Consider the following 24,489-nt stretch of genomic DNA (forward strand, 5'->3'; position numbering starts at 1 on the left):
CTTCTTTTCAGCGTGATAGAAAACCTTTGCAGTCTAGGAAGGGCGAGCACCGGAACGGAGCGAATTGAACATTCGTGAGTAACGGAGCACAGACCTGACAAAGAATGCGAGGGTTTGTCTACACGCTGAAGCGCTCTTATTAGAGCGCTTTTTTATTTAGCATCCACAAGGATTTGGCGGTGTGACCACAACTGGTCGTGTTTGAATATCAAGGGTGTCCTCTGCATAAAATTTAGAACCAATGCTAAGCGCACGGTTTTCTGCGCGGAACGTATATGTACCTGCAGCAGGAAGTACTTTATGAGAAAGTTGTAATTTATATTGTGAGATTCCTAATAAATCGATTCTAGCTGGAATGCGGACAGTTTTTCCACTGTTCAAAATGTAGCTGTCTTTTAATGCTTTTCCATTGAAGATGTCTTTTGTTGTCGCTTGAAAGCCTGCAGGCAATGTGAACTCAATGGCACCGATACTTAAAATAGAATTTGGGCGGTATGTCAGCTCAATGTCAGAAAAAGACCATTCCTGCTTACTTGTACCTGTAATTTTTGCATAAAGTTCAGCTGGTCTTGCATTCGTTGATGCTTTGCCTTCCTCCGTTTTGACTCCTTCTGCGGATGCGGCAATCGGTACCGATAGTGCCATGACCAGTGTAAGCATTCCGATCATGATCATTGTCCATGTTTTTTTCATTTTTTCCTTCCCCCTTGTTGAATATAGGCAAATAATAGATGATTACACCCATTATTTACCTATAAGGTTACCATATTCCTATATGGTATTAAATGGTATATTGTACCCTTATTTTTTCACTTTGTTTAGTAATAACGGGGGAAAAACGCATTTGGTTGGTTCATTCCATAACCATGGCCTGTCATTTGCTGATTTGGCATCATCATATGCATATCTTGATATCCGTATGGATGATATGGCATCATTCCGTATCCACCATAGTGGCCAAGATGATGGTGATCTTTCATTGGAACATGTGAAAAGGCATCATGCTGATTTGGAAACGGCGAATAGGTTGAATGATGATGCGGATAGTGTCCGCTGTACATATCTTTTTTACCGGTATGATCATGCTTTGGCATATTCATAGGATCCTCCATGTTTGGCGCGACCACATGCTCATGATTGGCTGTATACACATTCTCAAATGTATGATAGGGGTTTTCTTGGTGATGATGATTCATTGGGCTATTCATATTGTTCATTTGATATCTCATCCTTTATGTCAGGTTGCCATATCCTATGAGCATGATCCGTTTCATGAGCCTATCCATATGAAAAAAACCGGCTTTTCAGCCGGGAAAACGAAAAGCAGGTGAAAGCGTCAATTGCTAATATGAGAAGCCATGTCTTCTTCTACGACGCTTCTTACAGCTGCTGCAGACACTTTTAGGACAGTAATAGGGATCGTAGCTTCTAGAAGTATCCCAGAAATCGCTCTCAAACCATTTATCTTTTTTATGATGAAACTTTTTTTCTTTACATGGATCCTCATGGCAATGATCGTCATGCTTTTTATAACAGTTTGAGTGGGAATGTTTGCACTTGCATTTGCACATTGTCATCCCTCCTAAATGTGACTCAATGCTAGTATATGCAAGAATAAGACAAGGGGACTGGATAATGGCGCTTTTTTTGTAAAAAAAGGCTTTTTCTGAAAAACTCAAATAAAAAGAATTGACTAGTGCTAAAATAACATGATAGAATATAAATTTTTATCCACCGATGAAATGTGTTATAATCATAATGTGAATACTTTCGGAGGTGGCGGATTTGTTTCAAATAGGTGATAAAATTGTTTATCCTATGCATGGTGCCGGTGTGATTGAAGGAATGGAAGAAAAAGAGATTTTAGGTAAGACGGAGGAATATTTTCTGATTCAAATGCCGAATATGCAGATGATGATCCCAAGAGGCAGAATCAATCAACTAGGTATACGTCCGGTAGCAGATCAAGCAACGCTGAAAGTTGTGATGAACAATTTTGCAGAAGAAACAAACGACGACACGCTTACTTGGAAGCAAAGATATGATGAAAATCTGAAAAAGCTAAAAACAGGTGCGATCGAAGATGGTGCAGACGTTGTCAAAGATCTGATGAGACGCAATCAGAAGAAAGCATTAAATTCAAGTGAAAAGAAGATGCTTGAAGATGCACGAGGCATGTTAGTGAGTGAGATTTCTCTTGCACAAGGACTGTCGCAAGATGAAGTCCTTTCAGCTTTAGAGAATGAACTAAGAGTTTAATGATGGATATACAGTAATTGGCTGTAAACAGAAGGGCATACCTTTTGTTTACGGCTTTTTTTGTTTGAAATCAGAAGAATATGTCCATTTTTGTAGGTGATTTTAACTAAAGCTAAAATAAGGTCATACGATGCAGTTTTTATTCAAGCAACGAATGATTCAAAGAAGTCAGAAATACCTAGGGCAGCATAAAAAACAGGTAAGTTCTCCTGATTCGTTCAAATGAGCCGGACAACCTTTGAATTCTGTTAGCCATTGATAGTAAAATAATGCGATAAGATGACACCTAAGAGAATGAAAAGGAGCGGTGAAATGAAAAGGCTACTGATATGTGGATTCATCTTTCTGATCCTGTGTGCTCTTTTAATGGTGAAATGCAGCCATTCTGTTCAAGAAAAAAAAGAGCAAAAACAATATCAAGAAGAGGTAGAAAAGTATCAAAAAGAGCGAAAAAAAGGGGATCAATATGAAAGCTTTAAACAGCTTATCCGACATGAAAGAGAAGGCTATGAAATAGAATTTCACGAAAAGGGTGGAAGTGATTTACTCGTCTTTTCTCCTCATGGAGGGGAAATTGAACCAGGAACAAGTGAAATTGTAGAAGCATTTCAAGAAAAGTACTCTACGTATTTGTTTGAAGGAACAAAACAAGACAATAATCGTGATTTGCATATTACAAGCACCAAGTTTGATGAACCGATATTGGTTCAAATGATTAAAACGTACCCCTTCTCCATTTCTATCCACGGCTATAAAAGTGATAAAAGACACACGCTAGTTGGCGGGACAAACGAAAAAATGCAAAGAGCAGTTGTACGAGAATTAAAGGATCGAGGATTTTCTGCAGAAATGGTGCAAGAAGGCGAACGGCTTTCAGGAACAGATCCCAAAAATATTAATAATCGAAATGCGAGTGGTGAAAGTGTTCAGCTAGAAATTAGTACGGCGCAGAGAGAAGCCTTTTTCGACAATTTTGATACGAGAAAAGGAAAGAAAAAAGCATTCAGACGTTATATCAGTGCTTTAAAAGAAGTATTAAGAGAATTTGACCCATCTTCGTAGAAAAACCGTTTTGATGGGCAAAAGTACTCTATTTAAACTTGGTAAAAAAGATAGAAATATGCGAAATGAACATAAATTATGTAATAACTTACAATTTGCCTTAAAAACATAAATTATGTAAAATAATAGTTATCAGTTTGATATGATAGAATGGGGCTGAAGTGGATGGCACACAAAATACCATCTTCCGAAGTAGGTGTAAAGATCAATCAATGGTACACGCATATTTGCAAATTTGAAGTCGAACAAGCAAACGATATGAAGCGCCTTGTTGAAGAAGAAATTCATGAGATGGAAGAGGATCAAGATTTACTTCTATATTATTCTCTAATGGATTTTCGCCATCAAATGATGCTTCAGCATTTAACGCCAGTCCATGCAGGGAGTGAAACGCTTCAAGCCGTGTCTTTTCCGAAAGAAATGGAAGATGGAGAAGATGAGATGACAGGCTTGCTCGGCTATTACTTTCATTTTTTCCATGGAATGTATGCGTTTATCCAGCGCCGGTATATCGAGGCTATTTCCTATTACAAGCATGCGGAACATCAACTGATCTTAGTGACAGATGAGATTGAAAAAGCGGAATTTTACTATAAAATCGCTGAAGTATACTATCATATGAAACAAACTTATTTCTCCATGCATTATGCTAAAAAGGCGAGAGACATTTATAAGAAACATCAGCTTTATGGAAAAAGAAGCATTCAATGTGATTTTGTCATGGCAGGTAATTGGATTGATGTGAGTCAGCACCAAAAAGCGCTTCCTTATTTAGAAAAAGCGTTAAAGGTCTGTGAAGCGATGGAACGGCAAGAATGCACATCTTATTTTAAAGCGATGGCTCTTAATAACTTAGGTGCTTGTCATTATAGTATGGGAACGTATCATACAGCGACTGTCTTTTTTGAACAAGCCATTTCCCTTTATCAAAAAGATCAAACATCCACGATGATCAAATCATTATTCTCACTTGCCCTTACTTGTTTTAAACTCGGAGATATCCAGCGGGCTGGCGAGGCTATACGTAAAGGAATGAAAGAGGCTTGTTTATTGGAAGATGAAATTTATCAGTTGAAATTCCAATTTTTGCAGGCGCTTTATATAGAAAAAGACAGCTGTGAGCAATTAAGGTCGGCCCTTTTTGGTCTGCGAAGCAAAAAAATGTTTGCTGATTTAGAGGAATTAGCGCTTGATGCGGCTAATTATTATAAGGAACGCGACATGTACAAGGAATCTTCCACTTTTTTTGAGATTGTGATCGAAGCGCGTACGCACATTCAAAAAGGAGATGAGATGTATGAGAACGAAGCATAACATGTCAGCTGCTCAAGTAGATGAAAGACTTCACACGTAATAACAGACAAACAACACCCTTTACGAATCAACGTAAAGGGCTTTTTTAATTTATTCTTTGATGGCTTTTTCTGCGTCAATGGCACCTGCTCCGTAAATCATCGGGTCATCTCCAGACCACTTGCTTGTATTTTCTTTTAACAGGGTTTTGACATCATCGGGCGTTAAATCTGGTGAATGCTCTAATAGAAGAGCGCAAATACCAGCACAAATCGGTGTTGCCATAGATGTGCCAGATAACGCCGTGTAATCGTCATCGACTCTGCTTGATTTATCGAGTTTATCTAGAAAGGACCTTGGTGATCTGAGAGAGACGATGTTCACTCCTGGTGCAAGGATATCAGGCTTTGTTTCACCATAAACAGTAGGGCCTCTGCTCGAAAATGGTGCCACGATATCATCGTTTGATTCTGGTGTATTCCGGTCATCAAAAGCGCCAACCGTAATAACTTTTTGACTGACGGCAGGGCTCGCAATCGTTTGACTGTTAGGACCAGAGTTTCCGGCAGCGACGCATACAACAATGCCTTGATCCCAAGCAGCATTGACAGCGCGCACCATCGGATCGTCTTGTTCGTCATCATAACGCTGGGCATCTCCGCCTAGTGACATACTCATAATATGAATCGGATCATCAGGGTGATCTTCATTGAACTGGATGCACCATTCAACCCCTTCTATAATAGTAGAAAGTGATCCAGCCCCTTGTTTATTTAACACTTTCACGCCAATTAAATGAGCTTTTGGAGCAGGTCCTTTGTACAAGCCATCTGAGGCAGCTCCGTCTCCAGCTACATCTCCAGCGCAGTGAGTGCCATGCCCGTTATCATCATAAGGCTTTGTTTTTTGCTTGACTAAATCCACAAAATCGCGAATTCTTCCTTCTAGATCTTCATGCGGATAAATCCCTGTGTCAATGACAGCGACCGTAATACCTTCCCCTGTTAAGGTTGTACCGTTTCGGATGACTTCATCAGCATGACTTGCTTGTGTGGCCATATCCAGAAGTGCATGAACTTTCCGGTCTAAATAAATTTTACGAATATGCTCACCATTCGCTAACAGCTCCTCTAAAGCATCCGGTGTTAGGTCAGCAGCGCAGCAGTCGATATGTGAAAAGTGCCGTTTAATTTTTGTTTTTCTACTTTTTTTCATGAACTGTTTTGCGCTTTGAATACCTGCTTCGACCGCACCTTCCTTAAATTCAATGATCACACGAAGCTTCTTTCTCTTCTTTAATCTTCCTTCAAAGAAACGATGAAGAAAGCATGGCGTCCATTTAAAAGGTTTATAAAGGTGAAGGACGGTTTCTCTTAAAGGCTGATCCAGTTTACTAGCATGTGTTCTGACCATTTGCACCATAGAAAATCCAAACATGTAATGCCCTCCATTCTAGCTATCCATTCTTGTACACTATTACGTTATGAGAATGAGAGCTGCTTGGTTCGGATTCATGCCCCTCCTTTTCTTTATATTGGCGGCTGACTGATTTCTCTTTAAAAAGAAAAGCGCTTACATTTTGTAAAATAATAGAAAAAGGTGAAAAACATGTAGAATCTGCCGATGATAGGTGGGAGAGTTCTTCAAAGAGAACCGGTGAAACAATGGATTTTGCAGAAAAAAGGGGGAGATAAACAGGGTCAATGCTCATACAAATGTGACTTGTCACAGAGGAAAAAAATCAAATCCATATAAATACAAGCCGAATTAAAGAAAACAGACTGGATAGAACTAGGCCATTTTAAACATAACTTCATTTGTCTGTCATACTATTCTAACTCTGTTTTCAAAGAGGAGAGGCGTTTCTGTGTATATAAATGCAATTATCTTATTTTTGAGGAATCTCATGATCTAGAGTGTTATGATCAAATTTGAAGAGAAAAAGTGGAAAAAATGAAAAGAAATGAAGATTCAATATAAATCATAGAAACGGCTTAGAAATCTGTTAAAGGAGAACGGGAATGAAGAAGTTTTTTGCTTTGCTTCTCCTGCTTGCGATCGGATGGGGCGTTTATTATACAATGCAAGCACAGGAACATGATGAGCCAGTGTCATCAGGTGGGGAAGACGAAAGCGGTTCAAATGATATTTATCGCAATTTTAAAGAACTGGAAGAAAACGAATCAACAAGCAGCTATCAGATTACAGCCAACCCAGTGCCTGGAAGCCGTCTTCTAGTGATGTCACCCCATGGCGGGAGGATTGAAGGCGGCGTGAGCGAGATCGTCCATTTTTTCGATAATGATTTCTCTACGTATTTGTTTGAAGGCTTAAGAGAGAATGCGTCAGAACTTCATATTACAAGCACAAACTTTGATGAGCCAGTCGGCGTCGCGCAGGCAAAAGCACACGATTATATCTTAGCAGTTCATGGATACAAAGGTGAGGAAGGAATTGACCATACTCTCGTTGGCGGAACAGATTACGACCGTGCAGAAAAAATTGTGAACTCATTAGAGCGGAACGGATTTTCTGCTGAACTGGCTGTCGCACACGCAACCCTGAGCGGAACAAGCAATCATAATATTAATAATCTTACAAAAACAGGGCAAAGTGTACAGCTAGAGATTAGTAGAAGTCAGCGTGAAGCTTTATTTGACAGTTTTGACTTTCGGCGGCGGTCGAGTACAAAAAACGAGACGTTCTACCGGTATGTCAGGGCGATTCGGACAGTGCTGGATGAGGAATATACATAAAGATGGTGCACATGTTAAGACAAGCAGCGTGAATTCTTGTTACACTATAAAAAGTGATAATAAAAGGAGAGACGAATATGGCGCGTCATCATTTTCATCTTCAGGCGAGCTGGCCTGGTCTGCGTAACGATGTGGGTACAATCTCATGTGCACAGTTAAAAACGAAGATTTCAATTCCAAAAGAAATGGACGGTCCCGGCATTGGAACAAATCCAGATGAGATGCTTTTAGGTGCAGCGGCTACGTGTTATATTATTACACTTGCCGCTATGATGGAGCGGAGCCAATTAGAGAAAGAGGATCTAACGATGAGTTCTGAGGCTGTCGTAGATGTGACCAATGGTGTGTTTACATATGAAAAAATCATTCACCGGCCTGTCATCATCCTCAAACAATCCGCTTCCCCGCAAGATATTGAGCTGGCCCGCAAGCTCGCGCATAAAGCCGAAAGCTCATGTATGATCTCAAGAGCTGTTCAAGGAAATGTGGCCATTTCCTTAGAAGAAACCATTCAAGTTGGCGGGTAAAAACAAAAAAGTCATTTTCTCTTATTAAATGGAGAAAATGACTTTTTTTATGACGTCCATTCGGTTTGATCGATTTGTTCTTTGTTTTCTTCCTTTTGTTTTTTGGACAGGTTCAAGACAATCACGCCGCATATCACAAGTGCAAGGCCTATGAAGCCTTTTATGTGAATGGTTTCGTTAAACAGCACGAGTCCGATAAGAGCAGTGAGTGCTGTTCCAACGCCAGACCATGTCGCATAAGCAGACGAAAGGTCAATGGTTTTAAGTGCCAAACTGAGGAAGGTAAAGGCGCAGCCAAATCCGATCAGGACCCCAATACTCGGCAGCAGTTGCGAAAAACCTTGTGAAAGCTTCAGCATCGTACTGCCAAAAACCTCCGTCAAAATGGCTCCTGTTAAATAGAGCATTCCTTTCATGCTCTCCCACATCCTTTATGACATATTTAAAAGTACAACCCCTGAGACAAGCATCGCTATCCCAATGACTGCTCTTTGGTTCAAGGTTTCTTTGAAAAAAAGCACGCCAAAAATAGCCGTGAGGACTGTACCAACCCCAGACCATGTTGCGTAAGACATGCTAAGCGGAATGATGTTAAGTGTCAATGACAGCATATAAAATGCAAGTGTATAGCCAGCAACAACGACAGCGCTAGGCTTAAAGCGCGTAAAGCCATTTGAGAGTTTTAACATCACGGCGCCAATGGCTTCTGAAAAAATGGCCACAGCCAGAAAAAGATATCCGAGGATCATGAATCATCCCTCCTCTAATAGGTGTAAAATCCGATGAAGTAAAAGGGTTTTTTCTTCTCGATTCAGCGGTTCTAGCTGAAACATTTCTGAAAACCATATCCCATCACATGCGAGTCGAATTAGCTGACTCAATGCAGGGTCGTTTATTTCCTCAGCTGCTTTCGCTTTGAACTCCGCATAAAAATCACGCCAAGGGTTCAATAACGCTTCATCAAATGACATGGTAGCCAGCATACTTGTACATAGCTGGGTCGTATTTTGATGATCAAGATCATGTAATGTGGCCAATATATATGCACGTGCATAAGGCGCTTTTTCGTGTTTGTAAGTTTCTTGATACGTTTCGAGCTGCTGACGAAAGCAAAGAATCGCGTGCTCATTCATTTTTTGAATGAGCTCTTCCTTGCTTGCAAAATGATAAAGCAGGCCGGCTTTGGTCATATGTGCATGCTCTGCCACTTGCTGAAGGGTAAGCTGGCTTAATCCTTCTTCTAAAATCGTGCGGGCAGCTGCATCAAAGATTTGCTCTTTTTTGGTTTTAGACATAAAAAAAACACCTACTTTACTGAACGGTCGGTAAAGTAAATGTTAACCCATCAAAAACGAGTGTGTCAATCGATTCATTTGATTTCGCTAAATCGTCATATTTAATAATAAGGGTATGGTCCATATGGCGGGTACGGAGGCGGATAAGGGTACCCATAGCCATAGCCTGGCGCAAGCAGAGACCCAGCAAGCAGACCTCCAGCAAAACCACCTAAAAATGGAGGTCCGAAGAATCCGGGTCTACCATAACCGAATCCAGGTCTCCCAAACCCAAAACCCGGGCGTCCAAAGCCAAAACCAAAAGGTCTTCTCATGTCTTCTTGCATAAATGGCGGTGCATCAAAATAATTCATAAAAAAAGGCTCCTCTCACATAAAATCACTGTAACTGACATCAGTGTATTCGATTGGCCTATATGTGTTTGGGTGAACGCCTATTATAAGGAGGAATGTAAAAAATGGGCCTGTATCCATCTGATTGGGCAAAATGCCCGCCGCATGCTCATGCCTATAAAGCACGAACGGATGTAACAGAAGAGCATTATCATTTAATAGAAGGCATTTCTCAGCCTGTCAATGGAAGTAATACCGATCAGCATACTCATTTCTATCGCGGGATCACCTCTTTTGAGAGAGGGCATTTCCACAGATACTACGGCGTCACAGGGCCGGCAATTCCAAGATTGGATGGTACGCACTATCACGAGATTGAAGAAGTCACGTTTTCTGCCTATAACGATTCTGTCCCCATTCCGTATGGAGGAGTCGTCTATAGTCCGGACGAAGAGCGGCCAAGGCATACGCACCGTTTAAAAGGAAAAACATACGAAGTGGTCGGAAATGAACCACTCGGCTGGTGATAGGCCCTATATAGGAGAGAATGAGAAGTTATGCTATACTGTAGGCAGTTTGTAAAAGAGAGTGATGTTATGAAAAAAACGAAACAACCAGTGATTGTATTAGTAGGACCGACGGCTGTCGGCAAAACAAAACTGAGCATTCATATAGCCAAAGCATTTAATGGAGAAATTATCAGCGGTGATTCTATGCAGATTTATAAAGGAATGGACATTGGAACAGCTAAAATCACCCCTGAAGAAATGGATGGTGTCCCGCATCACTTAATTGATATTAAAGAGCCGGACGAATCCTTTTCTACAGCTGAATTTCAGCAGCTGGTCCGTTTGAAAATCAAAGAGATTGCCGCTAGAGGGAAAACACCCATGATTGTCGGCGGAACAGGTTTGTATATCCAATCTGTTTTATATGATTATACATTTACCGACGAGAAAAGTGATCCTGCTTTTAGAGAAGAAATGGCGCTGTTTGAACAGCAGCATGGCCCCCTTCAGCTGCACGAAAAGCTAAAGGCAGTAGACCCTGATGCTGCAAAAGCCATTCATCCGAATAATGTCCGCCGCGTGATCCGGGCGCTGGAAGTGATCCATACAACAGGTCAGAAAATGTCGGAGATGCAAAACGGTCATCAAGAAGTTCCTCTTTATGATACAGCCTTCATTGGGCTGAAAATGGATCGAGAGCTTTTGTACGAGCGCATTCACCAAAGAATTGATATGATGATAGATGAAGGCTTAATTGAGGAAGTGAGCGCACTTTATCAATCTGGCTTGGAGGATTGTCAATCGGTTCAAGCGATTGGTTATAAAGAGCTGTATGCGTATTTTCAAGGTGACTGCTCACTTGATGAAGCCACCCGGCAATTAAAGCAAAATTCCCGCAGATATGCGAAGCGTCAGTTCACGTGGTTTCGTAATAAAATGGATGTCACTTGGTTCGACATGACACCGCCTTGCCACTTTTCAGACAAAAAAGAGGAAATTTTCGCATATATAGCAGGAAAGCTTGAACTTAAAGCGAAACTGTAGTTATCAGAATCAAGGAGGACGAAACATGAAACCGATTAATATTCAGGACCAATTTTTGAATCAAATCCGTAAAGACAATACCTTTGTCACAGTATTCTTACTGAATGGCTTTCAGCTTCGCGGTCAAGTGAAAGGGTTTGACAATTTCACGGTGCTGCTTGAAACAGAAGGGAAGCAGCAGCTTATTTATAAACACGCCATTTCTACATTTGCACCTCAAAAGAATGTAAATCTAGAATTAGAATAGGATATGTTCGACCTAATAGCCCCATGCATCTGCGAATAAACCGGCCGGAACCCGCTACGTTTTTTGTCAGTGCAGAGGGGCTATTTTGCATGCCGTGAAACTTTTCTGTCTATTTTACGTATAATCCCTTATTGGATATGAAGAAAGGTGAGGGAAACGATATGGAAAATGCAGAGCTTGAATTAAGAAGGATTAGAGTGATCCTTTTATTGATTGGGATTGTTGTCTTATTTGGATCGTGCGCCATTTCAAACATTGAATCGAGACAGGAAAGCTCGCATAACTATGCTAATCAAGATGATCATGGACATATAGAGGGCCTTTTACAATCAGCTGTTGCACTAAAAAATAATCACTTTGCTGTTGTGAAAGATGAGGAAGTACATGTGTACCGGTTTGATGAAAAAGAGGGAGAACTGACCCTCGTTAAAACGAAGTACATAGATGAATGGGACGAGGAATATGATGATGATTCTGTTGAAGAGTAAGCACGTAAATTTACAAATGAATGTGAAGCCGCTACACTATAATCATGCATCAGACATCTAGACAGAAAAGGATGAGTTCATGACACACAAAATTAAAATTAATCACTGGGAACAAACTTGTGAAGACGACTCCTGTTTCGAATATGGAACAAGCGTTTCTGTAAATGGGAAAGAATTAGTCAGAGAAGCTTCAATCGTCTCTGCGCTTGAAGCGGTGCTAAAAGAATTAGGTGTTGAAGTGGAAATTACAGAAGTGTCAGAAGATTTACAGTGCGATGCCTACAAAAAATAAAACAAAAAGTCTAGTCTACTAAGCGATTTTTTTTCGTGTTATGATAGATTTCGGTTTCAGTTGAATAGGGAGTAGAGCAGTCTATTTTTAGATCCTGTTCTGCTCTATTTATTTGAACGTACGAGTTCGGCTATGAATGTTCGGCCGGGTTGGTTGATTTTTTTCGTTTCGAACATCTATATGTTGTGTTTTGAAAAAACATAGTATACTATATATAGTGAATAATGAAATGATCAACAATACTAAAAACTAGGTCGTGATGGAATTGATTCAAATCGTATTTGATTCAAAAACAGGAAATGTTCAACGCTTTTTGGACAAGACCCCTTTTACAGACAAACGAAAATTGACTGGAGAAGAGTTTTTGGATACGCCGTTTATTCTCGTCACCTTTACGACAGGATTTGGACAAGTCCCTAGTACCACTCAGTCCTTTTTAGAGAAAAATGCTCACCTTTTACTAGGTGTAGCGGTGAGTGGAAACAAAGTGTGGGGAGATAATTTTGCCAAAAGCGCCGATACGATTTCTAAACAATATCAAGTTCCTATTTTGCACACCTTTGAACTAAGCGGAACAAAAAGGGATGTTGAATTGTTTACACAGGAGGTAGAAAGAATTGTCACAAAATCAGGTTCCAAAGTGGATACAATTAAATAACGAGATTATGATTCAAAAAGAAGGAAAGTTTCAGTTTGATAAGGACAAAGAAGCTGTACATAGTTATTTCGTAGATTATATTAATCAAAACACGGTCTTCTTTCACAACTTAGAAGAGAAGATTGATTACTTAATAGAAAACGACTACTATGAGGAAGAATTTTTAAGACAATACAGCATGGCAGATATTAAAGAAGTATTCGAAGCTGCATATGCGAAGAAATTTAGATTCCCATCATTCATGAGTGCGTTTAAGTTTTACAACGACTATGCACTGAAAACAAATGATAAAAAGAAAATCCTTGAACGCTATGAAGACCGCATTTCAGTTGTAGCGCTTTTCTTTGCGGGCGGAGATAAAGAAAAAGCACTTGAGTTTGTAGAACTGATGATCAATCAGGAGTACCAGCCAAGTACACCAACATTCTTAAACGCTGGACGTAAAAGACGCGGTGAGCTTGTGAGCTGTTTCTTGCTTGAAGTGAATGACTCATTAAACGATATTTCAAGAGCGATTGATATTTCAATGCAGCTTTCAAAACTAGGCGGCGGCGTCAGTTTGAACCTGTCAAAACTTCGTGCAAAAGGCGAAGCAATCAAAGATGTTGAAAACGCGACAAAAGGTGTCGTCGGCGTGATGAAGCTTCTTGATAATGCATTCAGATATGCAGATCAAATGGGACAAAGACAAGGATCAGGCAGTGCCTACCTCAATATTTTCCACAGAGATATCAATGATTTCTTAGATACAAAAAAAATCTCTGCTGATGAAGATGTTCGTGTGAAAACATTGTCCATCGGTGTTGTCATCCCGGACAAATTTATCGAGCTGGCAAGAGAAGATAAAACAGCTTACACCTTCTATCCACACACAGTCTATAAAGAATATGGACAGCATCTTGATGAGATGGACATGGAAGAAATGTATGATGAGCTTGTAGAAAACCCGGAAATCAAAAAAGAAAAAGTCAATCCGAGAAAGCTTCTTGAAAAATTGGCTGTTCTTCGCTCAGAATCAGGCTATCCATATATCATGTTCCAAGATAATGTGAATAGAGAGCATGCATTAAACCATATTTCACGAGTGAAATTCTCAAACCTTTGCTCAGAAGTGCTTCAGGCTTCAGAGGTCTCTTCTTACACGGACTATGATCAAGAAGATGAAATCGGTCTTGATATTTCTTGTAATCTTGGTTCATTAAATATCATGAATGTCATGAAAAACAAATCGATCGAAAAAACGGTCAAACTTGCAACAGACTCACTAACACTTGTGTCTGAAACAACAGACATTCGCAATGCACCGGCTGTTCGAAAAGCGAACAAGGCGATGAAATCAATCGGACTTGGCGCGATGAACCTTCACGGGTATTTGGCTCAAAACCAAATTGCCTATGAAAGTGAAGAAGCAAGAGATTTCGCGAATACGTTCTTTATGATGGTGAACTATTATTCAATTAAACGCTCAAGTGAGCTTGCAAAAGAAAAAGGAGAAACATTCCATCGTTATGAAGGCTCTGGCTATGCAACGGGTGAGTACTTCAATAAATACGTGGAGAATGATTTCACACCAAAAACAGAAAAAGCAGCAGCACTATTTGAAGGCATGCACATTCCAACAAAAGAAGACTGGGCAGCACTCAAAGACTTTGTAGCGGAAAATGGCATGTACCATAGCTACCGCTTATGTATTGCACCAACAGGTTCCATTTCTTATGTGCAATCGGCCACAGCCTCTGTTATGCCAATTATGGAACGTATCGAAGAAAGAACATACGGCAACAGCAAAACCTATTACCCGATGCCAGGTCTTTCAGCGCAGAACTGGTTCTTCTATAAAGAAGCGTACGATATGGACATGTTTAAAGTGGTCGATATGATCGCAACGATTCAGCAGCACGTCGATCAAGGAATCAGCTTTACACTATTCCTGAAAGATACGATGACAACGCGTGACTTAAACCGCATCGATCTGTATGCACACCACAAAGGCATTAAGACACTTTATTATGCAAGAACGAAAGATACAGGGCAGGAAGGCTGTCTTTCTTGTGTTGTTTGATTAAAGGAGAGTTTAACGTGACAAAAATTTATGATGCAGCCAACTGGTCAAAACACGAAGACGATTTTACACAAATGTTTTACAACCAAAATGTGAAGCAGTTCTGGCTTCCTGAAGAGATTTCCTTAAACGGGGATCTCTTAACATGGAAATATTTAGGTGAAAAAGAGCGAGATACGTACATGAAGGTACTTGCTGGCCTGACTTTACTTGATACAGAACAAGGAAATACAGGGATGCCGATTGTGGCTGAACATGTAGAAGGCCATCAGCGTAAAGCGGTATTAAACTTTATGGCGATGATGGAAAATGCGGTACATGCAAAATCTTACTCAAATATCTTCATGACCCTCGCACCAACTGAAACGATCAGTGAAGTGTTTGAATGGGTCAAGAAAAATAAATTCTTGCAAAAGAAAGCAGATATGATTGTCAGTTTATACCGTTCGATTCAAAAGGACGATCCGATTTCCCTCTTTAAAGCAATGGTTGCTTCTGTTTATTTAGAAAGCTTCCTATTTTACAGTGGTTTTTACTACCCGCTTTATTTCTATGGACAAGGAAAGCTCATGCAAAGTGGTGAAATCATCAACTTGATTTTGCGTGATGAAGCGATTCACGGTGTGTACGTTGGATTATTAGCGCAAGAAATTTACAACAAACAAACACCTGAAGTGCAAAAAGAGCTATATGATTTCTCGATTGACCTCTTGAACGAGCTTTATGAAAATGAACTTCATTACACGGAAGATATATATGACCAAGTCAATTTATCACATGATGTGAAAAAGTTCATTCGTTACAATGCCAATAAAGCGTTAATGAACCTTGGATTTGCCCCTTACTTTGAAGAAGAAGAGATCAATCCAATTGTATTGAACGGACTCAATACAAAAACAAAATCGCATGACTTCTTCTCAATGAAAGGGAACGGCTACAAAAAAGCGACGGTTGAGCCGTTAAAAGATGACGACTTCTTCTTTGGAGATGAATCATAAGTAAGGCGTAAAAGTCAAAACGCATCACTCGTTTTGGCTTTTTGCCATTTCATACAAAGCGTTACATACTGGAGGTTACCGAACATGGGAAAAATGGATGAAATCATACTAGTTGCACCGCGCGCACGCGTGTTCCAAAACGAAACGCTTGCGTTTAATGGTGTGAATAGTGAAGAGAAAACAATCAACACCATTATGAAAGAAATCGAAGAGCACTTCAAGCAGATGCGCAGAGGCGATGCGGAAGAAAATCCTGACTTCAAGCAGCCGATTCCTTATGTCGTGATTAAGCGTGAGGACGAAGTGTATGTATATGAAAGACTTCAAGGCGGGGGAGAGACTCGATTGCATCATAAGTTGTCTCTTGGCTTTGGTGGTCACATGAATTTCATCGAAGGGAAAAACTTTGCTGAAATTCTAAAAGAAAATACGGATCGTGAGCTGGACGAGGAACTTTCTATTCAAGAAGAAGACAAACTTGAGATGAAAACCCTTGGTTTAATTAATGATGATGACAACAGTGTCGGCCGTGTGCACATTGGCCTGTTATCAGCGCTTGAATTAGCGCCGGGTGCTCATGTAGAAGTGAAAGAAACAGATCAAATCTCAGGAAAATGGATGAAAGCATCCGATTTGAAAAAGCCCGAATACTTCGATCGACTTGAAACATGGTCTCAATTTGTCGTGAACATTTTAGCATAAAAGAATCAATCATAAACCGGCTCAGCAGCAGACTTGAGCCGGTTTATTTCGTTATAACAGCTTCAGTTATTGGAAAACGAATGCGTCGTGACCGGCCTGCTTTAGTCTTGCGACGAGGTCATCCGCATTTTGTTTTGTGCGGAAAGCCCCAGCTTGCACTCGGAACATACCTCCCTCTAATACAACGAAGGCGTCAAAGCCTTTGGATTTAAGTGTGGCTGCTAATTCATCCGCATTGGCTTTCACCTTGAAAGCTCCAGCCTGTACTTTATAAAGATTACTAGCTTTTTTTTTCAGCTGAAAGGCTTTCTCTAATCCAGTGGCATGAGCGCGAGCGATGCCTTGAAGGAAGGTCGCATTGCGGAGCTTATTGGCATCAGCTGTCGTATCGATGAAACCATTCTCTGTTAAAATAGCGGGCATAGAAGTTTCTCGAAGAACGTGGAAGTTCGCTGTTTTCTTGCCGCGGTTGGCAAAATCCACCGAGCGAACAATTTCATCATGAAGGGCATTGCGATACGTGGTGGTCGGTGCTGAAACGCCAGGATACACAAAGCTTTCAAAACCTGTGCCCCCGCCTGCATTAACATGAATAGACACGAAATAGTCAGCTCCCCAGCTGTTTGCCGCATTTGTACGCTGGGACAAAGTGACGGATTGGTCAATTGAACGACTTAAGCGGACGGAAACCCCATCATATTCACTAATCATGATATCTCTCAGTAAAAGCGCGATTTGAAGTGTGATGTTTTTCTCCAAAAGTCCATTAGCAGCAGCTCCAGAATCTGTTCCTCCGTGGCCAGGATCAATAAAAATCTTCACCATCTATTCATCACCTCGTCTTTATTTTATGAGAAAATAGAAGAATTGCCTGTACAAAATGCGGAAATCATTGAGACTCTTTTCTGCATAATTTGTGATGAGAAAGCTACATTTTTCTAAGAAAAAGCAAATTGTTGGTTTGTCCGCCTAAATTGGATGAATACAATGGAAATAGCACATCATTTCCTGGGAAACCGCAGAAATCCCTACAATATCCGGTATCTCGGGTCATTTTGACAGCAAACTTGGGCTTAAGCGGGCGATTGTCACGATTACAGCTCCACCCGAATAGAATAAAGAGAGAAGAGCGAGAGGTGAATACGTTGGAGCGAGCTGTCACATATAAAAACAACGGCCAAATCAATATTATACTTAACGGACAAAAGCAAGTATTGGTTGATGCAGATTCAGAGGCAGAATACCTAGAAGCCTTGCAGAAAAATGAGGCAAAACACAGCATCTTACGGGAAATAGAGCGTGAAATGAACAGCCTTGTCGGTATGGATGAAATGAAACGAAACATAAAAGAGATTTATGCTTGGATTTTTGTCAATCAAAAAAGGCAGGAACAAGGGTTGAAAGTAGGGAAACAAGCGCTTCATATGATGTTCAAAGGGAATCCAGGCACAGGGAAAACAACGGTTGCAAGGCTTGTCGGGAAGCTTTTCTTTGAAATGAATGTCCTCTCAAAGGGGCACTTAATTGAAGCGGAACGCGGAGATCTTGTCGGAGAGTACATTGGTCATACTGCGCAAAAAACAAGGGAGTTAATTAAAAAATCACTAGGCGGCATTTTGTTCATCGACGAAGCTTATTCTCTTGCCCGCGGAGGAGAAAAGGATTTTGGGAAAGAAGCGATTGATACCCTAGTAAAACATATGGAGGACAAACAGCACGAATTCATTCTCATTCTTGCTGGCTACTCCAAGGAAATGGATCATTTTCTATCATTAAACCCCGGCCTGCAATCCAGATTTCCAATCAATATCAGCTTTCCTGATTATACTGTCGATCAGCTCATGGACATTGCCAAACGAATGATGGCTGACAGAGAATATATATTTACGCAAGAAGCTGAATGGAAGCTGCGAGATTATTTAATGCACATTAAAAGCACCACAAGCCCTGCAAAATTCAGTAACGGCCGGTTTGTGCGAAACACGATTGAAAAGGCCATTCGAACCCAAGCGATGAGACTTCTGCTTGTGGATCATTATGATAAAAAAGATTTGCTCACGATTAAAAGTCACGATCTGCAAATGAAAGAGGATACGCCTACTTAAAATGGCGTATCCTTTTTATAAAGAGATACTAAAATAAACCATCCGAATAGTGGTATACGTGTGATGTGTTTGGTATGATGGTACTACTGAAAACTTAAGTACAGAAAGGAAACAACTGACGTTGAATGAACATGAAATGACAGAAAAAGCGATCCTTGTCGGCTGTCAATTGCCGCATGTCACGGATGAACGCTTTCAATACTCAATGGAAGAATTAGCTTCCTTAACCAAAACAGCTGGCGGTGAAGCTGTCAGCGTAATGACGCAGAAGAGAAATAGACAAGACAGCGCAACGTATATCGGTAAAGGCAAAGTAGAAGAGCTTGAAGTGCTTTGCGATGAATTCGAATGTGATGTCATTATTTTTAACGACGAACTGTCTCCAAGTCAGCTAAAAGCTTTGGCAACTGCCTTAGATGTGAAAATTATTGATCGTACACAATTGATTTTAGACATCTTTGCAAAAAGGGCTCGTACAAGAGAGGGGAAGCTGCAAATAGAGCTTGCCCAGCTTCAGTATGCCTTGCCAAGACTAAGCGGACAAGGGATCAGCCTCTCAAGACAAGGAGGCGGAATTGGCGCAAGAGGTCCAGGTGAAACAAAACTTGAAACAGATAGACGCCATATTCGAAACCGCATTCACGAAATTAACGGGCAATTATCTACAGTCAAAGAACACCGTACAAGATACCGGGAACGCCGGAAGAAAAATGGGGTGTTCCAAATTGCCATTGTCGGATATACGAATGCCGGAAAATCTACTTTGTTTAATCAATTAACAGAAGCAGATAGTCATGAAGAGGATCTGCTGTTTGCGACGCTTGATCCAATGACACGTAAGATGACATTAGCATCTGGCTACAGTGTGCTGATTTCAGATACTGTTGGCTTTATCCAAGACCTTCCAACAACACTGATTGCGGCATTTCGTTCCACTCTTGAAGAAGTGAAGGAAGCTGATTATTTGCTTCACGTCATCGATTCTTCTAATGAGGATTACGAAGGTCACGAACGAACGGTTCATGAGCTTTTAGAGGAATTAGAAGCAGATCGTATTCCAATGCTGACGGTTTATAACAAAGAAGATCGAATCAGACCGGATTTCATCCCATCTTCAAAGCATCGTCATCTGTTAATCAGTGCGAGACGCGAAGAAGATGTGAAGCGGTTAAAAGCGGATATCATGGCTGAACTGAAAAAAACCTTTTTAAAGCCATATCATGTGAAGATTCCAGCGTATGAAGGAAAGCTCATCTCCGCATTAAAATCAGAAACGCTCGTGGAATCACTAGAATTTCAAAAAGAAGCAGAACTTTATGACATCACCGGGTTTAGTGGTGAGGAGCAGACCATATTAGGTCAAATCAAGAAGTATATGTTGTAAGAAAGGAATTAAATCAAGATGTTTCATACATTAAAACACGGCAGTATTTTAGAAAAAGTAGCAGCAGAAACAGAACAAGACATTTTACACGTGCATCAGCAAATTGATCAAAAGAGCGAACAAAATGAGTGGCGGGTGCTTGAAAGCTACCGAAAGCATAAAGTCAGTGACTCTCACTTTAACCCGACAACTGGATATGGCTACGATGATATGGGAAGAGACACGTTAGAAAAGATCTACGCGGATGTCTTCGGAGGAGAAAGCGGCCTTGTGCGTCCGCAGATCATTTCCGGCACACATGCGATTTCCATTGCGTTATTTGGTGTGCTGAGACCTGGCGATGAATTGATCTATATGACAGGAAAACCATACGATACGCTAGAAGAAATTGTAGGGATTCGCGGCAAAGAAGGGACAGGCTCATTAAAAGACTTCCAGATTGATTACAAGGCCATTGATTTAAGACAAGATGGATCCGTCGATTATGACAAAGTAAAAGAGTCAATCTCCTCTAAAACAAAAATGATCGGCATTCAGCGTTCGAAAGGCTATGCGTCAAGACCTTCCTTTACAATAGAAGAAATCGAGCAAATGATTTCATTTGTAAAAGAGATCAATGAAGAAATCATTGTGTTTGTGGACAACTGTTATGGTGAATTTACTGAATTACAAGAGCCATGTCATGTGGGAGCGGATCTTATGGCAGGTTCCCTTATTAAAAATCCAGGCGGCGGGCTTGCCAAAACAGGCGGCTACATCGTTGGAAAAGAAAAATGGGTAGAAGCTTGCTCTTATCGAATGACATCTCCGGGCATCGGCAGTGAAGCGGGTGCCTCGCTGTATGCGCTTCAGGAAATGTATCAAGGATTTTTCTTAGCACCGCATGTTGTGGCGCAAAGCTTAAAGGGCGCAGTGTTCACGGCTCGTTTTCTTGAGAAGCTCGGATTCCAAACGAACCCAGCGTGGAATGCGAAAAGAACGGATTTGATTCAATCCGTCGAATTTGGCGATCCTAACAAAATGATTGCGTTCTGCCAGGCGATTCAATATGCATCTCCGATCAACAGTCACGTCACACCGCATGCGAGCTATATGCCGGGCTACGAGGATGATGTCATCATGGCAGCGGGCACCTTCGTCCAAGGAGCTAGCATCGAATTGTCAGCCGATGGACCGATCAGACCGCCTTATACAGCCTACGTTCAAGGCGGACTCACGTATGCCCATGTGAAAAATGCGATTTGCAGTGCTGTAGATGCCTTATTGGAACAAGGTTTTATCGACATACCTGCTCAATAAAAAAATCCATGTTAATATTCCTAACATATTGTTGACACATAATATAACATGACATATAATAAATTTAAGCAAAGAGGAGGAGACAGTTGAGATGAGTGATAACATTCGCCGCTCAATGCCTTTATTCCCAATTGGGATTGTCATGCAGCTAACAGAATTATCTGCAAGGCAAATTCGCTATTATGAGGAAAATGGATTAGTATTTCCAGCAAGAAGTGATGGGAATCGCCGATTATTTTCTTTCCATGATGTTGATAAATTACTAGAAATTAAAAACCTCATCGAACAAGGTGTAAACATGGCAGGGATCAAAAAACTTTTTGCCAAAGCTGAGGCAGAACATCCAGCGTCTAATACAAAGGCCGAGGAGAAAACCACAGCCAAGCACAACTTGACAGATGATGAACTCAGGAAGCTACTGAAGAAAGAACTCATTCAGGCTGGACGTTTCCAACAAGGAACGACCTTTAGGCAGGGGGATATGTCAAGGTTCTTCCGTTAACCAATTAGCAAAAGCATTGCTATACAATTTTACCTTTTGTAGGGGAGGAGTTTTACGAAATGGCAAAATACACAAGAGAAGATATCGTAAAATTAGTAAATGAGGAAAACGTAAAGTACATTCGTCTGCAATTTACAGACATTCTCGGAACGATTAAAAATGTTGAAATTCCTGTGAGCCAGTTAGAAAAAGCTCTCGATAACAAATGTATGTTTGACGGTTCATCTATTGAAGGCTTCGTACGTATTGAAGAATCAGATATGTATCTATACCCAGATCTCAACACATTTGTTATTTTCCCTTGGACAGCAGAAAAAGGTAAAGTTGCACGCTTTATTTGTGACATTTACAAGCCGGACGGGACGCCATTTGATGGAGACCCACGTAATAACTTAAAGCGTGTCTTAAAGGAAATGGAAGATCTAGGATTTAGTGATTTCAACCTTGGGCCTGAGCCAGAATTCTTCTTATTTAAATTAGATGAAAAAGGCGAACCAACGCTTGAACTAAACGATAAAGGCGGATACTTTGACCTTGCACCAACAGATCTAGGCGAAAACTGCCGCCGTGATATCGTGCTTGAGCTTGAAGAAATGGGCTTTGAAATTGAAGCATCTCACCACGAAGTAGCACCTGGACAGCATGAAATTGATTTCAAATATGCTGGCGCTATCCGTTCTTGTGATGACATTCAAACGTTCAAACTCGTTGTCAAAACGATTGCGAGAAAGCACGGTCTTCATGCGACATTCATGCCAAAACCATTGTTCGGTGTAAACGGTTCTGGTATGCACTGTAACCTATCATTATTCAAAAATGGAAAAAACGCATTCTTTGATGAAAAAGCAGATTTACAATTAAGCGAGACTGCTAGACACTTTATCGCAGGTATCGTCAAGCACGCAACAAGCTTTACAGCGGTCACAAACCCAACGGTGAACTCTTACAAGCGTCTTGTACCTGGATATGAAGCACCTTGCTACGTGGCATGGAGTGCACAAAACCGCAGCCCATTGATCCGTATCCCTGCATCACGCGGCATCAGCACACGTGTAGAAGTGCGCAGCGTAGACCCATCTGCAAACCCATACCTTGCACTAAGCGTATTACTTGCAGCAGGTCTAGACGGAATCAAAAATAAACTAGACGCACCAGCACCAATCGACAGAAACATTTATGTCATGGACAAAGAAGAGCGCCTTGAAAACGGCATCTCTGACCTACCTGCAACACTTGCAGAAGCACTTGAGTTACTGAAATCAAACGAAGTCATGATCAACGCACTAGGCGATCACCTATTCGAACACTTCATCGAATCAAAAGAAATCGAATGGGATATGTTCCGCACCCAAGTACACCCATGGGAACGCGATCAGTATATGTCTCAGTATTAATAATAAAAACCCCTTGGAGCCATTGGTTTCAGGGGTTTATTGTTTTTGGGGGTGTTTCTTATCTTTTAAAATGAAACAGGTATCACCCACAAAAAATGATGAAAAAACCACTCCATGATCTTGGAGATGTGCTCTTCATATTTATTCATTGAATCCATGTCAATTTTTTTGCTAATATGAGAATAAATATCAGATGTTACTCGAATGCTTTTATGGCCAAGTTGCTCCTGAACATATTTCATAGATGCCCAAGATTCTAAAAGTGTAAAAACGGGGGGACAGCGCCAAATGGAGGGGCTTTTAATAAATAAAATTTTTGCAAATCTTAAATAGAAGTGAGTTGAAAGAGAATGTCTGAGAGAATAAAAAAATTGTTAGGGCAGGAGTATCTGAAAGTCAAATAGAGAATATGAGTACTACATATCCACATAATTATCCTGATTTTAGATTATATAAGTATGTGCCTAAAATGGAAGAAGAGAAGGAGAGATTAGTTGAGGTAAGTAAAATTGTGGGAGCATACCGAGTTGACTCTTGGTTAGAAAATTTTGATGCGATGGGAAGTAGAGTGGATTATCTTATAGATAGCCTAGAGAAAAAAGGCTTAGAAAGCTATAAAAAGTCATTTAAGGAAGATCAGGATAGGAAAATTCATCTTAGCTATTTAGAAGATTTAGATTGTTACTTCACTTCTGGAGATGGTAATCATAGAACGGTTGTAGCAAAAGTTATTGGTATGAATTATATTCAAACAAAGGTATCTCATTATCAACCAAATATAAAACGCATAAAAATCAAAAAAAAGTTAGATTTAATAAAAAAAGAAATATTTGAGAAAGTTAAAAATATGAATTTTGATCACGATGTAAATAAAAATACAGAACAAATTCATATTGATATTTTTTATAAGGAATTAATAATTCAATCAATTTTTATTGAAGATGAATATATTCTTTATCCAGTGGATCAAATAGAAAACTTACAAAAATCAAAGGATAAATTCATTCATCTTTGTTCAAAAATTGAAACCTATAAATTATTGCCTAAAATATTTAAAACTATTTTTTTGGCTTTTTATTCAAGAGGTGACCGAAAAATAAAAGATATTATTAAGGGTTTAGAACGAGAAAATTACTTTATAAAATAAAGGTCTAATTAAGAAAACTAAGGAATGCCCCTGAAGTAAAAAAGGATATTCATAAATGGATAAAGTGGTATAAAGTGTGAGGCTCCTTATGGTATTCTAGTAAAAGAATATTCCATAAAAGGAGTCTTTTTTAT

General features: G+C 40.2%; 28 protein-coding genes and 1 pseudogene. 20 read left to right on the forward strand and 9 right to left on the reverse strand.

Annotation, left to right across the window (positions count from 1 at the left end; all coding sequences use genetic code 11):
• Nucleotides 1–156: 156 nt before the first annotated feature.
• Nucleotides 157–693, reverse strand: a complete 537-nt coding sequence (bslA, locus tag C6348_RS03940; protein WP_060596340.1) for a biofilm surface layer hydrophobin BslA — start codon at nt 691–693, stop codon at nt 157–159.
• 125 nt (nt 694–818) lie between these two features.
• Entirely contained in the window at nt 819–1,217 is a 399-nt protein-coding gene (locus C6348_RS03945) for a hypothetical protein (protein ID WP_106041946.1), read from the reverse strand.
• A gap of 568 nt (nt 1,218–1,785) precedes the next feature.
• Here C6348_RS03945 and C6348_RS03955 point away from each other — a divergent pair.
• From C6348_RS03955 to C6348_RS03965, 3 genes are all read left to right on the forward strand, one after another.
• Entirely contained in the window at nt 1,786–2,259 is a 474-nt protein-coding gene (locus C6348_RS03955) for a CarD family transcriptional regulator (protein ID WP_034662177.1), read from the forward strand.
• A 312-nt stretch (nt 2,260–2,571) separates the two neighbouring features.
• Nucleotides 2,572–3,321 carry a poly-gamma-glutamate hydrolase family protein gene (locus C6348_RS03960; RefSeq protein ID WP_034662173.1) on the forward strand — a complete coding sequence of 250 codons (750 nt, stop codon included), beginning with the start codon at nt 2,572–2,574 and terminating at the stop codon, nt 3,319–3,321.
• 165 nt (nt 3,322–3,486) lie between these two features.
• Nucleotides 3,487–4,635, forward strand: coding sequence for a Rap family tetratricopeptide repeat protein (locus tag C6348_RS03965; protein WP_106041948.1), 1,149 nt, complete (start codon nt 3,487–3,489; stop codon nt 4,633–4,635).
• A gap of 90 nt (nt 4,636–4,725) precedes the next feature.
• Here C6348_RS03965 and aprX read toward each other — a convergent pair whose 3' ends face one another.
• Entirely contained in the window at nt 4,726–6,051 is a 1,326-nt protein-coding gene (gene aprX / locus C6348_RS03970) for a serine protease AprX (protein ID WP_106041950.1), read from the reverse strand.
• A 584-nt stretch (nt 6,052–6,635) separates the two neighbouring features.
• Between aprX and C6348_RS03975 the strand changes: the two genes are divergently transcribed.
• A complete protein-coding gene (locus C6348_RS03975; RefSeq protein ID WP_034662166.1) occupies nt 6,636–7,370 on the forward strand; it encodes a poly-gamma-glutamate hydrolase family protein in 735 nt (244 codons plus the stop codon).
• Between the two features lie 77 nt (nt 7,371–7,447).
• Nucleotides 7,448–7,897 carry an OsmC family protein gene (locus tag C6348_RS03980; protein WP_106030914.1) on the forward strand — a complete coding sequence of 150 codons (450 nt, stop codon included), beginning with the start codon at nt 7,448–7,450 and terminating at the stop codon, nt 7,895–7,897.
• Nucleotides 7,898–7,944: 47 nt separating this feature from the next.
• On the opposite strand, the gene erbB is transcribed toward C6348_RS03980, so the two are convergent.
• The 4 genes from erbB to C6348_RS04000 form a co-directional block, all read right to left on the reverse strand.
• Nucleotides 7,945–8,313, reverse strand: coding sequence for an SMR family multidrug efflux transporter EbrB (gene erbB, locus C6348_RS03985; protein WP_034662159.1), 369 nt, complete (start codon nt 8,311–8,313; stop codon nt 7,945–7,947).
• A gap of 15 nt (nt 8,314–8,328) precedes the next feature.
• The gene (erbA, locus tag C6348_RS03990) at nt 8,329–8,646 is read right to left on the reverse strand and encodes an SMR family multidrug efflux transporter EbrA (protein WP_060596350.1); all 318 of its coding nucleotides are present in this window, start codon (nt 8,644–8,646) and stop codon (nt 8,329–8,331) included.
• 3 nt (nt 8,647–8,649) lie between these two features.
• Nucleotides 8,650–9,192, reverse strand: coding sequence for a TetR/AcrR family transcriptional regulator (locus C6348_RS03995; RefSeq protein WP_106041952.1), 543 nt, complete (start codon nt 9,190–9,192; stop codon nt 8,650–8,652).
• Nucleotides 9,193–9,293: 101 nt separating this feature from the next.
• The gene (locus tag C6348_RS04000) at nt 9,294–9,545 is read right to left on the reverse strand and encodes a hypothetical protein (protein ID WP_012010040.1); all 252 of its coding nucleotides are present in this window, start codon (nt 9,543–9,545) and stop codon (nt 9,294–9,296) included.
• Between the two features lie 104 nt (nt 9,546–9,649).
• Between C6348_RS04000 and C6348_RS04005 the strand changes: the two genes are divergently transcribed.
• From C6348_RS04005 to C6348_RS04045, 9 genes are all read left to right on the forward strand, one after another.
• Nucleotides 9,650–10,051, forward strand: a complete 402-nt coding sequence (locus tag C6348_RS04005; protein ID WP_106041954.1) for a YmaF family protein — start codon at nt 9,650–9,652, stop codon at nt 10,049–10,051.
• A 69-nt stretch (nt 10,052–10,120) separates the two neighbouring features.
• Nucleotides 10,121–11,077 carry a tRNA (adenosine(37)-N6)-dimethylallyltransferase MiaA gene (miaA, locus tag C6348_RS04010; RefSeq protein WP_106041956.1) on the forward strand — a complete coding sequence of 319 codons (957 nt, stop codon included), beginning with the start codon at nt 10,121–10,123 and terminating at the stop codon, nt 11,075–11,077.
• 25 nt (nt 11,078–11,102) lie between these two features.
• Entirely contained in the window at nt 11,103–11,324 is a 222-nt protein-coding gene (hfq, locus tag C6348_RS04015) for an RNA chaperone Hfq (protein ID WP_003211269.1), read from the forward strand.
• 161 nt (nt 11,325–11,485) lie between these two features.
• Entirely contained in the window at nt 11,486–11,812 is a 327-nt protein-coding gene (locus C6348_RS04020; protein ID WP_106041958.1) for a YmzC family protein, read from the forward strand.
• Between the two features lie 79 nt (nt 11,813–11,891).
• Complete coding sequence (locus tag C6348_RS04025) at nt 11,892–12,104, forward strand: hypothetical protein (protein WP_003212415.1); 213 nt, start codon at nt 11,892–11,894, stop codon at nt 12,102–12,104.
• A gap of 265 nt (nt 12,105–12,369) precedes the next feature.
• A complete protein-coding gene (gene nrdI, locus C6348_RS04030) occupies nt 12,370–12,762 on the forward strand; it encodes a class Ib ribonucleoside-diphosphate reductase assembly flavoprotein NrdI (protein ID WP_008360380.1) in 393 nt (130 codons plus the stop codon).
• On the forward strand, nt 12,722–14,824 hold the full coding sequence (nrdE, locus tag C6348_RS04035; RefSeq protein ID WP_066030874.1) for a class 1b ribonucleoside-diphosphate reductase subunit alpha: 2,103 nt from the start codon (nt 12,722–12,724) through the stop codon (nt 14,822–14,824). Before nrdI ends, nrdE begins: the two co-directional genes overlap by 41 nt.
• A gap of 17 nt (nt 14,825–14,841) precedes the next feature.
• Complete coding sequence (gene nrdF, locus C6348_RS04040) at nt 14,842–15,822, forward strand: class 1b ribonucleoside-diphosphate reductase subunit beta (RefSeq protein ID WP_060596362.1); 981 nt, start codon at nt 14,842–14,844, stop codon at nt 15,820–15,822.
• 84 nt (nt 15,823–15,906) lie between these two features.
• Nucleotides 15,907–16,524 carry a hypothetical protein gene (locus C6348_RS04045; protein ID WP_106041960.1) on the forward strand — a complete coding sequence of 206 codons (618 nt, stop codon included), beginning with the start codon at nt 15,907–15,909 and terminating at the stop codon, nt 16,522–16,524.
• A 66-nt stretch (nt 16,525–16,590) separates the two neighbouring features.
• On the opposite strand, the gene C6348_RS04050 is transcribed toward C6348_RS04045, so the two are convergent.
• The gene (locus C6348_RS04050) at nt 16,591–17,349 is read right to left on the reverse strand and encodes an N-acetylmuramoyl-L-alanine amidase (protein WP_106041962.1); all 759 of its coding nucleotides are present in this window, start codon (nt 17,347–17,349) and stop codon (nt 16,591–16,593) included.
• Between the two features lie 320 nt (nt 17,350–17,669).
• On the opposite strand from C6348_RS04050, the gene spoVK reads away from it, so the two are divergent.
• The 5 genes from spoVK (at nt 17,670) to glnA (ending at nt 23,208) form a co-directional block, all read left to right on the forward strand.
• On the forward strand, nt 17,670–18,629 hold the full coding sequence (gene spoVK, locus C6348_RS04055; protein ID WP_034662129.1) for a stage V sporulation protein K: 960 nt from the start codon (nt 17,670–17,672) through the stop codon (nt 18,627–18,629).
• A 121-nt stretch (nt 18,630–18,750) separates the two neighbouring features.
• Nucleotides 18,751–20,013 carry a GTPase HflX gene (gene hflX, locus C6348_RS04060; protein ID WP_106041963.1) on the forward strand — a complete coding sequence of 421 codons (1,263 nt, stop codon included), beginning with the start codon at nt 18,751–18,753 and terminating at the stop codon, nt 20,011–20,013.
• Nucleotides 20,014–20,031: 18 nt separating this feature from the next.
• The gene (locus C6348_RS04065) at nt 20,032–21,312 is read left to right on the forward strand and encodes a methionine gamma-lyase family protein (RefSeq protein ID WP_106041965.1); all 1,281 of its coding nucleotides are present in this window, start codon (nt 20,032–20,034) and stop codon (nt 21,310–21,312) included.
• 91 nt (nt 21,313–21,403) lie between these two features.
• A complete protein-coding gene (locus C6348_RS04070) occupies nt 21,404–21,814 on the forward strand; it encodes a MerR family transcriptional regulator (RefSeq protein ID WP_060596372.1) in 411 nt (136 codons plus the stop codon).
• Nucleotides 21,815–21,873: 59 nt separating this feature from the next.
• The gene (gene glnA, locus C6348_RS04075; protein ID WP_106041967.1) at nt 21,874–23,208 is read left to right on the forward strand and encodes a type I glutamate--ammonia ligase; all 1,335 of its coding nucleotides are present in this window, start codon (nt 21,874–21,876) and stop codon (nt 23,206–23,208) included.
• Nucleotides 23,209–23,273: 65 nt separating this feature from the next.
• Here glnA and C6348_RS19350 read toward each other — a convergent pair.
• Nucleotides 23,274–23,471 (reverse strand): annotated as a pseudogene (locus C6348_RS19350) (hypothetical protein); the annotation flags it as partial.
• Between the two features lie 206 nt (nt 23,472–23,677).
• Here C6348_RS19350 and C6348_RS04085 point away from each other — a divergent pair.
• Nucleotides 23,678–24,355, forward strand: a complete 678-nt coding sequence (locus C6348_RS04085) for a hypothetical protein (RefSeq protein ID WP_142394257.1) — start codon at nt 23,678–23,680, stop codon at nt 24,353–24,355.
• The last annotated feature ends 134 nt before the right edge of the window (nt 24,356–24,489 follow it).

The organism is Bacillus sp. YBWC18 (assembly GCF_002998775.1).
Taxonomy (GTDB): domain Bacteria; phylum Bacillota; class Bacilli; order Bacillales; family Bacillaceae; genus Bacillus.

Coding starts and splice junctions, on each gene's coding strand:
- C6348_RS03975 (WP_034662166.1), top strand. CDS start 6,636: ATGAAGAAGTTTTTTGCTTTGCTTCTCCTGCTTGCGATCGGATGGGGC.
- C6348_RS03980 (WP_106030914.1), top strand. CDS start 7,448: ATGGCGCGTCATCATTTTCATCTTCAGGCGAGCTGGCCTGGTCTGCGT.
- C6348_RS04070 (WP_060596372.1), top strand. CDS start 21,404: ATGAGTGATAACATTCGCCGCTCAATGCCTTTATTCCCAATTGGGATT.
- C6348_RS04085 (WP_142394257.1), top strand. CDS start 23,678: ATGGAAGAAGAGAAGGAGAGATTAGTTGAGGTAAGTAAAATTGTGGGA.
- bslA (WP_060596340.1), bottom strand. CDS start 693: ATGAAAAAAACATGGACAATGATCATGATCGGAATGCTTACACTGGTC.
- C6348_RS03945 (WP_106041946.1), bottom strand. CDS start 1,217: ATGAACAATATGAATAGCCCAATGAATCATCATCACCAAGAAAACCCC.
- C6348_RS04000 (WP_012010040.1), bottom strand. CDS start 9,545: ATGAATTATTTTGATGCACCGCCATTTATGCAAGAAGACATGAGAAGA.
- C6348_RS04065 (WP_106041965.1), top strand. CDS start 20,032: ATGTTTCATACATTAAAACACGGCAGTATTTTAGAAAAAGTAGCAGCA.
- C6348_RS04025 (WP_003212415.1), top strand. CDS start 11,892: ATGACACACAAAATTAAAATTAATCACTGGGAACAAACTTGTGAAGAC.
- C6348_RS03960 (WP_034662173.1), top strand. CDS start 2,572: ATGAAAAGGCTACTGATATGTGGATTCATCTTTCTGATCCTGTGTGCT.
- C6348_RS04020 (WP_106041958.1), top strand. CDS start 11,486: ATGGAAAATGCAGAGCTTGAATTAAGAAGGATTAGAGTGATCCTTTTA.
- miaA (WP_106041956.1), top strand. CDS start 10,121: ATGAAAAAAACGAAACAACCAGTGATTGTATTAGTAGGACCGACGGCT.
- erbB (WP_034662159.1), bottom strand. CDS start 8,313: ATGAAAGGAATGCTCTATTTAACAGGAGCCATTTTGACGGAGGTTTTT.
- C6348_RS04045 (WP_106041960.1), top strand. CDS start 15,907: ATGGGAAAAATGGATGAAATCATACTAGTTGCACCGCGCGCACGCGTG.
- hfq (WP_003211269.1), top strand. CDS start 11,103: ATGAAACCGATTAATATTCAGGACCAATTTTTGAATCAAATCCGTAAA.
- C6348_RS04050 (WP_106041962.1), bottom strand. CDS start 17,349: ATGGTGAAGATTTTTATTGATCCTGGCCACGGAGGAACAGATTCTGGA.
- erbA (WP_060596350.1), bottom strand. CDS start 8,646: ATGATCCTCGGATATCTTTTTCTGGCTGTGGCCATTTTTTCAGAAGCC.
- aprX (WP_106041950.1), bottom strand. CDS start 6,051: ATGTTTGGATTTTCTATGGTGCAAATGGTCAGAACACATGCTAGTAAA.
- C6348_RS03965 (WP_106041948.1), top strand. CDS start 3,487: ATGGCACACAAAATACCATCTTCCGAAGTAGGTGTAAAGATCAATCAA.
- C6348_RS03995 (WP_106041952.1), bottom strand. CDS start 9,192: ATGTCTAAAACCAAAAAAGAGCAAATCTTTGATGCAGCTGCCCGCACG.
- glnA (WP_106041967.1), top strand. CDS start 21,874: ATGGCAAAATACACAAGAGAAGATATCGTAAAATTAGTAAATGAGGAA.
- C6348_RS04005 (WP_106041954.1), top strand. CDS start 9,650: ATGGGCCTGTATCCATCTGATTGGGCAAAATGCCCGCCGCATGCTCAT.